This window comes from Apilactobacillus bombintestini, assembly GCF_003627035.1.
Taxonomy (GTDB): domain Bacteria; phylum Bacillota; class Bacilli; order Lactobacillales; family Lactobacillaceae; genus Apilactobacillus; species Apilactobacillus bombintestini.
The window spans coordinates 1,091,771-1,106,602 of the sequence record NZ_CP032626.1 but is presented as its reverse complement, the minus strand read 5'-3'; the positions used below and the strand labels follow the sequence as shown (position 1 = coordinate 1,106,602).

The following is a 14,832-nucleotide window of genomic DNA, read 5'->3' as shown; positions in this document are numbered from 1 at the left end:
TCTTGTTAAATTAATTATGATATACTATTAGTTAATATTAAGATTTACAGGTTGAAAGGATGATTTAGATGGCTGATAACAAAACATTTTATGTTACAACGCCTATTTACTACCCATCTGGACGTTTGCATATTGGTAACTCATATACCACTATCGCATGTGATGCGTTAGCTCGTTACAAACGTGCTGAGGGATATGACGTGTTCTTCTTAACTGGAACCGATGAACACGGTTTAAAAATTGAACAAAAAGCAGAAAAATTAGGTAAAACTCCTAAAGATTACGTGGACGGCATGGCTGCCCAAATTAAACAATTATGGAAGACTTTAGACATTTCTAACGATAAGTTTATTCGTACTACCGATGAACAACATCGCCAAACTGTACAAAAGATTTTCCAAAGATTGTTAGATCAAGGAGACATTTACTTAGGCGAATACACAGGTTGGTATTCAGTATCTGATGAAGAATACTTCACAGAATCACAATTAGCCGAAGTTTACCGTGACGACGAAGGTAACGTTATCGGTGGTAAAGCACCTTCAGGTCACGAAGTTCAATTAGTTAACGAACAATCATACTTCTTTAAGATGAGCAAGTATGCTGATTGGCTATTACAATACTACAAAGAACATCCCGACTTTATTCAACCTGAATCTAGAATGAACGAAATGATTAACAACTTCATCAAACCAGGTTTGGAAGATTTAGCGGTATCTAGAACTTCATTTAACTGGGGAGTTCCTGTTAAATCTGATCCTAAACACGTGGTTTACGTATGGATTGATGCATTATCCAACTATATCAGTGCTTTAGGTTACGGTAGTGATGATGATTCATTATTCAAGAAATTCTGGCCTGCTGATATCCAAATGGTAGGAAAAGAAATTGTACGTTTCCACACCATTTACTGGCCAATTATCTTACATGCTTTAGGCTTACCAATGCCTAAACACATCATCGGTCATGGTTGGTTAACTATGCGTGATGGTAAGATGTCTAAATCTAAAGGAAACGTAATTTACCCAGAAGTACTAGCAGATCGTTACGGCTTAGATGCTGTAAGATACTACTTACTAAAGGCAGTTCCATTTGGTAACGATGGGGTATTTACACCCGAAGACTTCGTAGACCGTATTAACTATGATTTAGCTAACGATTTAGGTAACTTGTTAAACCGTACTGTTTCTATGATTAACAAGTACGAAGGCGGCGTAATTCCTGAATTCAAACCAGGCTTCTTAGATGCTGATAAGGAACTAGAAATTATTAGCGATGAAGCTATTGCTGAATTTAAGTCACAAATGGAAAAGACTCACTTTGCTGATGCATTATCCGCTATTTGGAAACTAGTTTCTCAAACTAATAAATACATTGATCAAACTACTCCATGGGTTCTTGCTAAAAAGCAAAATGATGGGGATGAAGAAAAGCTTGCTGATGTAATGTCACACTTAGCAGCAAGTCTTCGTGTCATTGGTCTATTGATTAGTCCAATTATGACTAATGCACCTAAAGAAATCTTCAGTCAATTAGGTTTAGGTGACATCAATATTGATCTAACTAACCTAAATATGAGTGACTTACCAACTGGTGGTAAAGTTGTGGCTAAAGGAACTCCTATTTTCCCTCGTTTGGATAAAGATGAAGAAGTTAAATTCATTAAGAATCAAATGACTAAATCTGACAAACAAAAGGGTCGTGCGGTTAAAGAAGCTGCTAAGAAGAAGGCACAAGAAAAGATTGCTGATGAAGCAGAATCTGCTGCTGATAAAAAACAAATTCGTTTCGATGCTTTTGAAAAAGTAGAATTAAAGATAGCACAAGTTAAGGCTGTAGAACCTGTAGAAAATGCAGACAAGCTATTGAAATTTACTTTAGATGCCGGTAAACCAGAAACTACTCAAATTCTTTCCGGTATTGCTAAATGGTATCCAGATTACGAAAAATTAGTTGGTAAAAAGGTAATCATTGTTTCTAACTTGAAACCTAGAAAGATGCGTGGTCAACTAAGTCAAGGTATGCTATTATCCGTAGAACATGATGATGGCAACGTTGAATTAGTCACAGTTGGCGACCAATTTGAAAATGGTTCTACATTAGAATAATGGTTAAAAGATAAAACAAAAATAGCCATTGATTCTTTGGAATTAATGGCTATTTTTATGCGGGGAGACGATTATATGAGAATTTTTGATTCACATACCCATTTAAATGATGATGCTTTTCGCGATAACGTAGAAGATTATATTGCACATGCAGCGCGTTTAGGCGTTACTAAAATGGCGATTGTAGGTTCTAATCATGAAATGAACAAAGAAGCTATTGAATTAGCTCATAAATACGATAATTTATACGCAATTGTAGGTTGGCATCCAGAAGATGCATTAAACTACAATGACGAAGAAGAAGCATTACTAAAAGAACAACTAAAAGACGACAAGGTAGTGGCATTAGGAGAAATCGGTTTAGATTATTTCCAAAGCACATCTACTAAGAAGGCACAATTTAATGTGTTCAAGAGACAAATTAAAATTGCTCAAGAAATGAACATGCCTATTTCAGTGCATAATAGGGATGCTTTTGAAGACACTTACGCTATCTTAAAAGAATGCCACGTGAATAATGGAATTATTCATAGTTTCAATGGGGATGTCGACTGGTTAAATAAATTTATGGATTTAGGTATGTACGTATCTTATTCTGGTGTATCTACCTTTAAGAAGACTAAGGAAGTCCATGAAGCAGCGGCACAAACTCCTAAAGACCGTATGCTAGTAGAAACTGATGCACCATATTTAGCACCAGAACCATTACGTGGTCATCAAAACGAACCGGGATATACTTTATACACGGTAGAAGCAATTGCTCGTTTTAGAGATACTACCCCAGATAAGATTGCGGAAATGACTTATCAAAATGCATTAAGAGTTTTTGGATTGGAAGATAAATGAAAAAGATAAAAGAAGTTATCGTAGTGGAAGGTCGCGATGATACTAAACGTATTAAGCAAGCTGTAGACTGTGATACGATTGAAACTCGTGGATCTGCTATTGATGAAGAAACCATTAATTTAATTAAGAAATTAGATAAAAAGCGTGGGGTAATTGTATTTACTGATCCAGACTTTTCTGGTGAACGTATTAGAAAAATTATTACTCGTGAAGTACCTGATGCTAAACATGCCTTTGTAGACCGCAAAAAGTCGGTTCCTACTAAAAGTGATGGCTCATTAGGTGTGGAACACGCAAGCGTGGAAACTATTCGTGAGGCCCTAAAAAATGTATATACTACTACCACCTCAGAACACCACGAAATTAGTTTACAAGATTTACGCCAAGCACGTTTAATCAATGATGCAGATGCAAAGATTAGACGAACTGCTTTTTGTAATAACTTACAAATTGGTTATGTAAATGGAAAACAATTAATAAAAAGATTGAATATGTTCGGTATTTCTAAAGAACAATTCAATCAAGCAGTAAAAGATATTAAGGAGTAGAAAATGGCAAATAATCCAGATATTGCAAGTCCTGCTAGAACTCAGGCAATTTTAAATCGTTTCCACTTATCTGCTAAGAAAAGTTTGGGACAAAACTTTTTAACGGATTTAAATGTATTAAGTAACATTGTGGAAGCTGCCCATTTAACCAAGGATGACAATGTAATTGAAATTGGTCCTGGTATTGGGGGATTAACTGAATACTTAGCTAGAAGTTCTAAGAAAGTACTAGCTTTCGAAATTGATCAAAATTTACTTCCTGTGCTAGATGAAACTTTAAGTCCATATGACAACGTAGAAGTTATTAACCAAGATATTTTAGAGGCTAATTTGCCTAAAATTATCGATGAGAAGCTAAATAACGAACGTCCCATTAAAGTGGTAGCTAACTTACCTTACTACATCACCACCCCCATTATTTTGGATTTATTAAAGGGTGAAGTAGAATTCGATAATATTACAGTAATGATGCAAAAAGAAGTAGCCGAACGTTTAGCTGGAAAACCAGGTAATCGTGAATATGGATCATTATCCATTATCATTCAATACTTAAATGAAGTAGATATTGCTTTTGAAGTATCTAAAAAATCATTTATTCCAGCTCCTAAGGTGGATTCAGCTATCGTTACTTTAGAAAAACGTGAAAAAATTGAACATCCAGTATTTGATAAGAAGATTTTTGCGGGCTTTGTAAGGGGATGCTTTGCACATCGTCGTAAGACTTTATGGAACAACTTACAAGGTGTATTCGATAAAAATCCTGAAACTAAAGACAAGATGCAACAAGTATTGGATAAATTAGATATTAAATCTAGTACTCGTCCTGAAAAATTATCAGTAGATCAATACGTAGATTTAACTAATGAATTTCATTCCATTAAAATGCTCTAATAACTGTTGATATTAGTCGTGACGTATGCTATAATTTTTGACTTTTGGTTTTTTTGCGGTATAATGGAACTAATAGAGAGGTGAACTATTATGCCAACCAGTTTGACTGCTATTAAGAGTCAATTGGATGCTCGCCTAGGCGAAAGCGTCGTGGTGACTGTTCAAGTGGGAAGAAACAAAACTTTAGTACGTCATGGAAAGTTATCTGAAACTTTTCCAGCAGTTTTCGTTATTGAATTAGAAAAAGATGAAAACTTAAAGCGTGTTTCTTACAGTTATACAGACATTTTAACCAAGAATATCGAAATCGAATTTAATGCAGACGAAGATAAAGAAGCATAATAAAATTAAAGATTAAGAACTGTATTTTGGTACAGTTTTCGATAATATAAATAAGCAATTAACTTACTAATTAATTAGTTAGCTAATTGCTTATTTTTTTATTGGTTATTATAAAATATTTTAGTTTCCCTGACTTTTTAATTTACTTTTAGTATAATATTATTAAATAAAATATGACAACGGGAGGTGTAGTATGTGAGAACTGTGGAGAAGGCACGAGCCAAACTTAACCTAGGCTTGGATACTCCATTTCGTCACGGGGACGGAAAGATTGAATGGAATATGCTAATGACTTCAATAGATTTAGGCGATTATGTAGAAATCGAGACACAAGAAGGCGAGGGCATATCAGTTAACTGTAATCGCGTCTTTTTGCCACTAGATCAGCGTAATTTAGCATATCAAGCTGCACTTCTACTTAAAGAGAAGTATAAAATGCATCAGCAAGTTAACATAGTTATAAGAAAGAGCATACCAGTGGCGGCTGGTATGGGTGGTGGTTCGTCAGATGCGGCTGCTGTAATTAGGGGATTAAATCGCTTATGGAAGTTACATATGACTGAACAAGAAATGGCCACCTTTGGCTTGCAATTAGATTCAGATGTTCCTTACTGTGTATATAGTAAAACCGCAATGGTAACTGGTAAGGGTAATCAAATTGATTTGATGCCTAAGTTACCCAAAATGTTTTTCGTAATTGTGAAACCTAGTGTGAGTGTATCTACTCCGGAAATTTTAAATAAAATTGATTATGATGCATTAACACATGTGGATATGAACGCTTTGGTAAAGGCGGTCCGAACACAAGATTATGATAATATCATTGAACATATGGGAAATGTATTAGAACCGTTGTCTTCTAGTAAACATGCGGAAATAAAACGAATTAAAAATAAATTCAAAAAATACGGTGCAGACATTGCGCAAATGAGTGGGACGGGTCCTACTGTATTTGGAGTTTGCAAAACCGAAAATCAAGCTAAACGCGTCTTTAACAGTATGCGAGGCTTCTGTTCCGAAGTATATATAGTTAGAGCACTTTAAAATATTCGTTAAGTCATAATGACTTTAACGGATATTTTTTTATTAAATCATCAAAAAATTGCCTTAAATCCGAACATTATGATAAAATTTAATTGTAGTTTTTACTTAATGAGGTGAAAAAATGAAAGCAAAACGTAGTGCACGTCTAGTAGATATGACACGTTACTTAATGGGAAACCCGAACAAGGTCGTACCGTTAACTTTTTTTGCAAATCGTTATGATTCTGCAAAGTCATCTATTAGTGAAGACTTAACTATTTTAAGAAAAACATTCATGTACACTGGTGCTGGGTTATTAGAAACTATTCCTGGTGCCGCTGGTGGCAGTATGTTTATTCCAGGAATCGAAAAGAACGAAGCTCGTCAATTTATTGATGAAATGCGATCTTCACTAGAGGATAATAGTCGAGTGCTTCCTGGTGGATATGTTTATATGAACGATTTATTAAACCGTCCATCTATTCTAAGACAAATTGGTAGAATTATTGCGACATTATATCGCGATAAAAAAATTGATGCGGTACTAACAGTTGCTACTAAGGGAATTCCCGTAGCACAAAGTGTTGCCACATTATTAAACGTGCCGTTTGTAATTGCTAGACATGATTCTAGAATTACTGATGGATCTACCATTAGCGTTAACTATATTTCAGGTTCTCAAAAAAGAATTGAAAAAATGGTTCTGTCAAAACGTAGTCTTCCCGCCAATTCAAATGTATTAATTGTGGATGATTTTCTACGCGGTGGTGGTTCCGCTGCTGGATTACGTAGTCTAATTAAAGAATTTGACTGCGAAGTAGCAGGAATTGCTTTCGTGGCTGAACGAGTTTACAACGGGCCAAAGAAGATTAACAAAGATGAATATACATCCTTATTTAAAGTTGATACTAACGACAAAGGTATTAAAGTTGAATTAGGTAATTTTAATTTCAAAAAGTTTTATGACTTTACCGAGGGGGAAAAATAATGGCTACTAGAAATACAATTATATTAGCCGCTGGAAAAGGAACTCGTATGAAGTCCAAACTATACAAGGTTTTGCATAAGGTTTGTGGACGTACGATGGTGGATTGTGTTTTAACACAAGTAGAAAAAATTAAGATGGATCACGTAGTTACTGTAGTAGGATACGGTGCTGAAGATGTTGAAAAACAACTAGGTGATCGTTGCCAATACGCATTACAAGAAAAACAATTAGGTACTGGGGATGCAGTTAAACAAACTGCTGATATCCTAGGTGATGCAGATGGCTCTACTATGGTAGTTAGTGGTGACACTCCATTATTTACTGCTGACACTTTCCAACATTTATTTGAAGAACATGAAAAAAGTGGTGCGGTAGCTACTGTATTAACTTCTAAAGCACCTGATCCATTTGGTTATGGACGTATCGTTCGTGGAAACGATGGCAATGTAGAAAAAATCGTGGAACAAAAAGATGCTAGCGAAGAAGAACAAAAGATTGATGAAATCAATACTGGTGTTTATGTATTTAACAACCAAGAATTATTTGATGCATTAAAGCTAGTTAAAAACGATAATGCCCAAGGAGAATACTACTTACCTGACGTAATTGGTATTTTCAAACAACAAGGTAAAAAGATTGGTGCATATGAAATGTCTGATTTCAATGAATCAATGGGTGTTAATGATCGTGTAGCATTATCCAAGGCTAACCAAGTTATGCAACGTCGTATCAATGAAGCTCATATGAGAAACGGTGTAAGCATGATTAACCCTGATAATACTTACATTGATTTCGGTGTAGAAATCGGTCAAGATACTTTAATTGAACCCGGTGTACACATTACTGGAAACAGTAAAATTGGTAGTGATTGCAAGATTGGTGCTAATTCCGAAATTAGAGATTCTATTGTTCATGATAATGTTACCGTTACTTCTTCATTACTAGAAGAATCCGAAATGATGCCTGGTTCTGACATTGGACCTTACAGTCATTTGAGACCAAACGCAGTAATCGGTAAGAACGTTCACTTAGGTAACTTTGTGGAAGTTAAGAAGGCACAAATCGATGAAGGAACTAAGGTAGGTCATCTAACTTACGTAGGAAATGCTCACTTAGGTAAGAACATTAACGTAGGTTGTGGAGTTATCTTTGCTAACTACGATGGTAAGAACAAGCACAACACTAACGTAGGTTCTGATTCCTTTATCGGAAGCAATGCTAACTTAATTGCTCCAGTAAACTTGGATGATCACACATTTGTAGCTGCTGGTTCTACAATTACTGATGATGTAAAACAATACGATATGGCGATTGCTAGACAACGTCAAACCAACAAACCTGGGTATTTTAAGAAATTACCTTATTACAAATAAAATAAGAAAATAAACGTTTTATTTATTATTCCTATAATTTTTGCATGAAAAAAATTGGATTATAGTGTAAAATTGAAATTGAATTAATAAATATGATACGAATAATTTATTGTTAGGTGGAGGACTTATGGCTGAAAGATATTCTGATCCTAAATTAAAGATTTTTGCTTTGAATTCAAATATTCCATTGGCTGAAAAAATTGCTGATAGAGTAGGTGTGGATTTAGGTAAAACATCTGTAGATAGATTTAGTGATGGCGAAATTAGAATTAACATTGAAGAAAGTATCCGTGGGGATAACTGTTACATTATTCAATCAACATCAGCTCCCGTTAATGATAATTTAATGGAACTAATGATTATGATTGATGCACTAAGACGTGCAAGTGCTAAAACTATTAACGTGGTAATTCCTTACTACGGTTACGCTAGACAAGATCGTAAAGCTCGTTCTAGAGAACCAATTACCGCTAAGTTAGTAGCTAACATGTTAGAAACTGCAGGTATTGACCGTGTAGTAGCATTAGATTTACATGCTGCTCAAATTCAAGGATTCTTCGATGTACCTGTTGATCACATGATGGGTGCTCCATTATTAGCTGATCATTTCATTAACCATGGTTGGGACTCAAACGCAGTCGTAGTTTCACCTGACCACGGTGGGGTAGTTCGTGCACGTGCTTTAGCTGAATTCCTAAAGGCACCTATCGCTATTATTGACAAGCGTCGTCCTAAAGCTAACGTGGCTAAGATTATGAACATCATTGGTGATGTTAAAGGTAAGTCATGCTTGATGGTCGATGACATGATTGATACTGCTGGTACTATTACATTAGGAGCTCAAGCATTAATGGATGCTGGTGCTAAAGAAGTATACGCATGTTGTACACACCCTGTATTATCAGGTCCAGCTATCGAAAGAATTCAAAAATCACCAATCAAGAAGTTAGTAGTTACTGATACTATTCGCTTACCAAAAGAAAAACAAATTGATAAGATTGAACAAATTTCAGTTGCTCCACTAATTGGTGACGCAATCAAACGTATTAACGAAGATCGTGCGGTTAGTCCATTATTCAACAATCGTTTTAGAAGCGACGACAAATAATGAAAAAATCGGCGACTAGTTATTCATTTCTAATCGCTTTGCTAGGAGTATTATTAGGTGTTCTAGCATTATTGCTACATGTCAGTGCTGTGAAGATAAGCAATGTATTCTTCATTCTAGGATTATTGTGTATCTTAGTAGGCTGCATATGTTTAGTAGCTAAGGGACACTTATTTACTGGATGGCGTATTTTTCATCGTAAAGGTGATAATGAACGATTTGAAAATGAAAAAATCCCGGCTAAAGAAATAGGCCACATTAAAAATTCGAAAATTGTAGTAAACCTACCTGCTAGAGTTACTTTACTAATCGGAGTAATTTGGGTAGTCTTTGCAATAATAATTACGATATAAAAAAAGAACTCATTTCAATTTTGAAATGAGTTCTTTTTATTTGCTTTATAGTAAATATTAAAGAGCAAAATTACGGATGGCGTATGCAACACCATTTTCTTTATTAGTCTTAGTAATTTTGTTAGCAACGGCTTTAAGTTCATCAACACCGTTACCCATAGCAACACCAGTGCCGGCGTAAGATACCATAGTTAAATCGTTACCTTGATCTCCAATAGCCATAACGTTTTCAGCAGTTAAGTTTAAGTTACTTGCTAACTTACTTAATGCTTGGCCCTTAGAAGCTTTTTGATTCATTAATTCAATGAAGACAGGTTCACTACGTACCATGGATAGGTGATCTAATAGTGAATCGGGGATGTTCTTAATAGCGTTATCAATGATGTCAGGATCAGCGATTAACATAGCTTTAACAATTTCTACATCCTTAGTAACTTCTTGTGGTTCTCTAACACGAATAGGCATGTTTACTAAGTAACTTTCTGCTACAGTGTAGGGACTTAAGTCACGGTTAGTAGCATAAATGTAATCCTTAGTTTCTACTTGGAAATTAGTGTTTAATTCATGACTTAATTTTTCTAGAGCTAAGTAGTCATCGTAGTCTAGAGAGAATTTTTCAATAATACGACCATCAGCATCTTGAGCTTGGGCACCGTTGAAAGTAATAGCGTATTCGTTTTCTCCGCTAATTCCTAATTTCTTAAGGTATGGTTTAACACCAGTTAAAGGACGGCCGGAACAAAGTACTACTTTAATACCTTGTTGGCGAGCTTCTTTAACGGCGTCGATAGTTTCTTGTGCTAAAAGGTTTTCTTCGTTTAATAGGGTACCATCAATATCGATGGCAATTAGTTTAATCTTACTCATGAACAGGCTCCTTATCTTAGTTCATCATTATTAATGTGTTTGCTAAATTCTTTGTTAGATAGCATTTCTTTAGGGAAGAAAAATCTTTCATCACCTAAATGTTTACCAGTAACGGCATTGACCAATTGAGAAACTTTGGATAGTTCAACCATGGAACCATCTTTTCTACGTAACTCAATTTGAGTAGCATGACGTTTCTTATTAGGATCGTATGCATCATAAGGTAGGTCAAAACTGTTATTAGTATCAGTGTAGTAATCAGTATCGTAACCAGCATCACGAATTAATTTTTGTAATTCTGGAATAAGATACTTGGTTTCTTCGGTGTAAGCTACTGATTTAAATGGTTTACGATTAATGAAACGGTCAGCTAAATCAGCTAAAATTTCATCATCGGAATCTAACCAATTAATGAAGTAGGTATTTAAAACACCGTCATCTAATTTTAGATAATCATCGATATCAAAATCATTATCGAAAAATGGCATTAATAAATGTGGACGTAAAATGTTATTGTTACCTAATTTTTCGGATAAGAATTTAGCACGGTATAGTAGTTTACTTAAAATTACTTCGATGGAACGAGAAACGGGATGAAAGTAAACTTGCATATACATTTGTAGACGACTGATAATGTAATCTTCTACAGCGTGCATACCGGAAATATCAAAACAAATGCCGCCTTGATATGGACGCATAACTCTTAAAATACGAGTTAAATCAAAATTACCATAGTTGGCACCAGTGTTATAAGAATCACGTAATAGATAATCCATACGATCAGCGTCACATTGACTAGAAATCATTTGGACCACTTGAGGATTCTTATAGGTGTGGTTAATAACACTAGCTACATCTTTTGGAAAATCTTTGCCAATTTTTCTCAAAACTTGATTAACTTCAGTTTTAGGAGAAGTAATAATTTCTTGAGTAATTTCTTCGTGATTAGTATGGAAAATATGTTCAAAGGTATGTGAATAAGCTCCATGACCAATATCGTGCAATAATGCCGCACAAAGTGCTACTAGTCGTTCGGAATCGTCCCACAATCCGTCACCAGGTTCTTTGCTAGGGTAGTTACGAACAAAACTATCACAAATGCGACGAGTAATTTCGTATACACCTAAACTGTGAGTGAAACGGGAGTGTTCAGCTCCGTGGAAAGTATAGGATGCAGGTCCTAATTGCTTAACTCTTCTTAATCTTTGAAATTCCTTAGTGTTAATTAAATCTAAAATAACTTGATGTTGAACATAGATGTAATTATGAACAGGGTCTCGAAAAACTTTTTCTCGAGGTAATAATTTTTCTGGATATTTCAAATCATACCCTCCTTACTGTCTGTATAATATACTTAGGGTTATTATAACAAAAAATTAAACTAAATAATTAATTTACAATCATTATTTAATGCATTTCTGGCCTACAGCGGTTATAATATTAGGTTGTGAATATGTTAAAAGAAGGGTGTTAAATCATAATGGATGACAACAAGTCTAATGCAAAAGCAGTAGCTGTAGATATTAAAACATCTATATTACAAGATGACGATAGACAAGATTTTACATTCCATGAATCCGGTAATTTAGTTAAAGTGGGCGATAATTTATATCTCCGCTTTAAAGAACATCAAAATGGAAAAGAAGTTGCCGCAGTTACTCTTAAAATAACTGATGAACACGTGCAACTAACTAGACAAGATAACGTAGGACATCATTCTCGTTTAGTATTTGAGAAAAACAAAGATCATGAAACGGTATATCAAACACCATATGGTCCATTAAAAATTGAAGTTCGAACCAAGCAATTAAGCTTTGGATACCAAGAATCTTCACAAAATGGTGATTTGAATATCGATTATGATTTGTATTCTGGAGATATGATGGTAGGAGAATATAATATTACGTTGCATTTTTCCGCGTAAAAAGGTATGATATTAATAGTATTTTGAAAGGACGTGCACCGATTTGAAATTAAAAGCCTTAGAAGGTAAAGACAAAAAAGAATTATCAATGGTAGAAGTTGCTCATGCTATTCTCTCAGAACATGGGGATGTTATGGCGTTTGCTGATATCGCAAACGAAATCCAAAAGTATTTGGGCGATTCTGACGAAGAAATTCGTGAACGTTTGGTACAGTTCTACACAGATATGAACGTTGATGGTAGCTTTATTTCATTAGGTGATAATCTTTGGGGACTAAGAACTTGGTATCCATATGATTCAATCGATGAAGCTACGGTTCATCCTGAAGACGAAGATATCGATCGTCCTAGAACTAAGAAACGTCGTAAAGTTAACGCATTTCTTGCTGATGCTTCTGATGATGACGATGTTATCGATTACGATGACGACGATCCAGAAGATCAAGACGATGAATTTGAAGACGCTGATGAAGGCGCCGATGAAACTGATAAATACAGTAAAGATATTGATGACATCGACGAAGAAAATGATGTCGATGACGAAGATATTCCTGATGGAATCGAAGGCGAATTATCAGAACTAGATACTGATGATGACGATGATGATTCCAACAAATAGGAATTAAGTAATAAAAAAATCAGTTATTTTCTTGACTATATTTAAGCAACAGGGTATTATTATCTTTGGGCTCTTCACATAAGAGTATGTGAAGACAATTGATCGATTATAGTAATCAATGACTCCCTATTCTCTATGAATAGGGAGTTTTTACTTTTTTACCCTAATAGATTATATGAGGAGTTTTAGCACATGACTAAATATGTTTTTGTTACCGGTGGGGTTGTTTCTTCACTTGGAAAAGGAATTGTTTCTGCATCACTAGGTCGCTTATTAAAAAACCGTGGATTAAACATCACTATTCAAAAGTTTGATCCATACATTAACGTTGACCCAGGTACTATGAGTCCATACCAACACGGTGAAGTTTTTGTTACCAATGATGGTACAGAAACTGACCTTGATTTAGGTCACTACGAACGTTTTATCGATAATGATTTGAATAAATATTCAAACGTTACTACTGGTAAAATTTATTCAGAAGTTCTTAGAAAAGAACGTCATGGTGATTATCTAGGTGCCACTGTGCAAGTTATCCCTCATATCACAGGAATGATTAAAGAAAAAATTATGCGTGCTGCTAAGGTAACTAACGCCGAAGTTGTTATTACTGAAATTGGTGGTACTGTTGGTGATATTGAATCACTACCATTCTTAGAAGCTATTCGTCAAATGAAAGCTGAAGTAGGGGACGAAAATGTATTTTACATTCACACTACTTTGATTCCTTACTTAAGAGCTGCTGCCGAAATGAAGACTAAGCCAACTCAACACAGTGTTAAGGAACTACGTGGTTTAGGTATTCAACCAAACCTATTAGTTGTTAGAACTGAAAAAGACATTACTGAAGCAATGAGAAGAAAGATTGCTCTATTCTGTGATGTTAAACCAGAAGCTGTTGTTGAATCTAAAGATGCTCCAACTCTATACACTGTTCCATTGATGCTACAAGCTCAAGGTATGGACCAACAAGTTATTGATCACTTTGGTCTAAAGACTCCAAAGGCTGATATGACTGAATGGAAGAAGTTGGAACAAAAAGTTCAAAACCTACACAATGTTGTTAACATTACTTTAGTTGGTAAATACGTAAAACTAAAGGATGCTTACATTTCAATTACTGAATCACTTAAACATGCTGGTTACCCAGTTGATGCTAAGATTAACTTGAAGATGTTGAACTCAGAACTAGTTACTGAAGACAACGTTAAAGAATTACTTGGCGATGCTGATGGTATTATTGTTCCTGGTGGATTTGGTGATCGTGGTATTGAAGGTATGATTACTGCTGTTAAATACGCTAGAGAAAACGATGTTCCTTACTTAGGTGTATGTTTAGGTATGCAAATTGCAAGTATCGAATTTGCTCGTGACGTATTAGGTTACAAAGATGCTAATACTACTGAAATTGATCCAGATACTCCACACAAGATCATTGATTTAATGGCTGACCAAGCTGATATCGATGGTATGGGTGGAACTCAAAGATTAGGTGCTTACCCATGTAAGTTAAAACCAGGTAGTGTTGCTGCTGCAGCTTACGGTAACAAGGCTGAAATTTCAGAACGTCACCGTCACCGTTACGAATACAACAACCAATACAGAGAAGAAATGGAAGACCATGGATTGGTAATTTCAGGTACTTCTCCTGACAACCACTTAGTAGAAGTTATTGAAATTCCTACTAACAAGTTCTTCGTTGCTGCTCAATACCATCCTGAATTCCTATCTCGTCCAACTAGACCTGAAGGATTATTCAAGGCATTTGTTGCTGCTGCATATGACGAACATCAAGAAAACCAAAAATAACAAAATTGTAAAAAAGAGCCTAAGTATGCTTAG

General features: G+C 35.2%; 15 protein-coding genes. 13 read left to right on the top strand and 2 right to left on the bottom strand.

The annotated features are described in order from the left end of the window. Positions 1-68 precede the first annotated feature (68 nt). From metG to D7I45_RS05495, 10 genes are all read left to right on the top strand, one after another. On the top strand, positions 69-2,108 hold the full coding sequence (gene metG, locus D7I45_RS05535; protein WP_120784720.1) for a methionine--tRNA ligase: 2,040 nt from the start codon (positions 69-71) through the stop codon (positions 2,106-2,108). Positions 2,109-2,183: 75 nt separating this feature from the next. Continuing rightward, on the top strand, positions 2,184-2,954 hold the full coding sequence (locus tag D7I45_RS05530) for a TatD family hydrolase (RefSeq protein ID WP_120784719.1): 771 nt from the start codon (positions 2,184-2,186) through the stop codon (positions 2,952-2,954). Then, positions 2,951-3,502, top strand: coding sequence for a ribonuclease M5 (rnmV, locus tag D7I45_RS06230; protein ID WP_205570327.1), 552 nt, complete (start codon positions 2,951-2,953; stop codon positions 3,500-3,502). The genes D7I45_RS05530 and rnmV overlap by 4 nt, the downstream gene beginning before the upstream one ends. Before the next feature lie 3 nt (positions 3,503-3,505). Then, complete coding sequence (rsmA, locus tag D7I45_RS06225; protein WP_205570326.1) at positions 3,506-4,393, top strand: 16S rRNA (adenine(1518)-N(6)/adenine(1519)-N(6))-dimethyltransferase RsmA; 888 nt, start codon at positions 3,506-3,508, stop codon at positions 4,391-4,393. A 90-nt stretch (positions 4,394-4,483) separates the two neighbouring features. Next, positions 4,484-4,735 (top strand): Veg family protein, encoded by a 252-nt coding sequence (locus D7I45_RS05520; RefSeq protein WP_120784718.1) that lies wholly within the window; start codon positions 4,484-4,486, stop codon positions 4,733-4,735. A gap of 195 nt (positions 4,736-4,930) precedes the next feature. Then, positions 4,931-5,779 (top strand): 4-(cytidine 5'-diphospho)-2-C-methyl-D-erythritol kinase, encoded by an 849-nt coding sequence (gene ispE / locus D7I45_RS05515; RefSeq protein ID WP_120784717.1) that lies wholly within the window; start codon positions 4,931-4,933, stop codon positions 5,777-5,779. Positions 5,780-5,900: 121 nt separating this feature from the next. Next, positions 5,901-6,746, top strand: coding sequence for a pur operon repressor (gene purR, locus D7I45_RS05510; protein ID WP_120784716.1), 846 nt, complete (start codon positions 5,901-5,903; stop codon positions 6,744-6,746). Continuing rightward, a complete protein-coding gene (gene glmU / locus D7I45_RS05505) occupies positions 6,746-8,119 on the top strand; it encodes a bifunctional UDP-N-acetylglucosamine diphosphorylase/glucosamine-1-phosphate N-acetyltransferase GlmU (protein WP_120784715.1) in 1,374 nt (457 codons plus the stop codon). The genes purR and glmU overlap by 1 nt, the downstream gene beginning before the upstream one ends. Positions 8,120-8,246: 127 nt before the next feature. Next, positions 8,247-9,227 (top strand): ribose-phosphate diphosphokinase, encoded by a 981-nt coding sequence (locus D7I45_RS05500; protein ID WP_120784714.1) that lies wholly within the window; start codon positions 8,247-8,249, stop codon positions 9,225-9,227. Further along, the gene (locus D7I45_RS05495) at positions 9,227-9,580 is read left to right on the top strand and encodes a DUF3899 domain-containing protein (protein WP_120784713.1); all 354 of its coding nucleotides are present in this window, start codon (positions 9,227-9,229) and stop codon (positions 9,578-9,580) included. The genes D7I45_RS05500 and D7I45_RS05495 overlap by 1 nt, the downstream gene beginning before the upstream one ends. A gap of 57 nt (positions 9,581-9,637) precedes the next feature. Here D7I45_RS05495 and yidA read toward each other — a convergent pair whose 3' ends face one another. Both yidA and D7I45_RS05485 read right to left on the bottom strand, forming a co-directional pair. After that, positions 9,638-10,447, bottom strand: coding sequence for a sugar-phosphatase (yidA, locus tag D7I45_RS05490; protein WP_120784712.1), 810 nt, complete (start codon positions 10,445-10,447; stop codon positions 9,638-9,640). Between the two features lie 11 nt (positions 10,448-10,458). Further along, positions 10,459-11,769, bottom strand: coding sequence for an HD domain-containing protein (locus D7I45_RS05485; RefSeq protein ID WP_120784711.1), 1,311 nt, complete (start codon positions 11,767-11,769; stop codon positions 10,459-10,461). Between the two features lie 158 nt (positions 11,770-11,927). Here D7I45_RS05485 and D7I45_RS05480 point away from each other — a divergent pair, with 158 nt between their 5' ends. The 3 genes from D7I45_RS05480 (at position 11,928) to D7I45_RS05470 (ending at position 14,799) form a co-directional block, all read left to right on the top strand. Beyond that, entirely contained in the window at positions 11,928-12,371 is a 444-nt protein-coding gene (locus tag D7I45_RS05480; RefSeq protein ID WP_120784710.1) for a YwiB family protein, read from the top strand. An 88-nt stretch (positions 12,372-12,459) separates the two neighbouring features. Further along, on the top strand, positions 12,460-12,990 hold the full coding sequence (rpoE, locus tag D7I45_RS05475) for a DNA-directed RNA polymerase subunit delta (RefSeq protein WP_422664732.1): 531 nt from the start codon (positions 12,460-12,462) through the stop codon (positions 12,988-12,990). A 192-nt stretch (positions 12,991-13,182) separates the two neighbouring features. After that, positions 13,183-14,799, top strand: coding sequence for a CTP synthase (locus D7I45_RS05470; protein WP_120784708.1), 1,617 nt, complete (start codon positions 13,183-13,185; stop codon positions 14,797-14,799). Positions 14,800-14,832 lie beyond the last annotated feature (33 nt).

Excerpts from the sequence above, each read along its gene's own strand:
- metG (WP_120784720.1), top strand. The coding sequence starts at position 69 with ATGGCTGATAACAAAACATTTTATGTTACAACGCCTATTTACTACCCA.
- D7I45_RS05530 (WP_120784719.1), top strand. The coding sequence starts at position 2,184 with ATGAGAATTTTTGATTCACATACCCATTTAAATGATGATGCTTTTCGC.
- rnmV (WP_205570327.1), top strand. The coding sequence starts at position 2,951 with ATGAAAAAGATAAAAGAAGTTATCGTAGTGGAAGGTCGCGATGATACT.
- rsmA (WP_205570326.1), top strand. The coding sequence starts at position 3,506 with ATGGCAAATAATCCAGATATTGCAAGTCCTGCTAGAACTCAGGCAATT.
- D7I45_RS05520 (WP_120784718.1), top strand. The coding sequence starts at position 4,484 with ATGCCAACCAGTTTGACTGCTATTAAGAGTCAATTGGATGCTCGCCTA.
- purR (WP_120784716.1), top strand. The coding sequence starts at position 5,901 with ATGAAAGCAAAACGTAGTGCACGTCTAGTAGATATGACACGTTACTTA.
- glmU (WP_120784715.1), top strand. The coding sequence starts at position 6,746 with ATGGCTACTAGAAATACAATTATATTAGCCGCTGGAAAAGGAACTCGT.
- D7I45_RS05500 (WP_120784714.1), top strand. The coding sequence starts at position 8,247 with ATGGCTGAAAGATATTCTGATCCTAAATTAAAGATTTTTGCTTTGAAT.
- D7I45_RS05495 (WP_120784713.1), top strand. The coding sequence starts at position 9,227 with ATGAAAAAATCGGCGACTAGTTATTCATTTCTAATCGCTTTGCTAGGA.
- yidA (WP_120784712.1), bottom strand. The coding sequence starts at position 10,447 with ATGAGTAAGATTAAACTAATTGCCATCGATATTGATGGTACCCTATTA.
- D7I45_RS05480 (WP_120784710.1), top strand. The coding sequence starts at position 11,928 with ATGGATGACAACAAGTCTAATGCAAAAGCAGTAGCTGTAGATATTAAA.
- rpoE (WP_422664732.1), top strand. The coding sequence starts at position 12,460 with ATGGTAGAAGTTGCTCATGCTATTCTCTCAGAACATGGGGATGTTATG.
- D7I45_RS05470 (WP_120784708.1), top strand. The coding sequence starts at position 13,183 with ATGACTAAATATGTTTTTGTTACCGGTGGGGTTGTTTCTTCACTTGGA.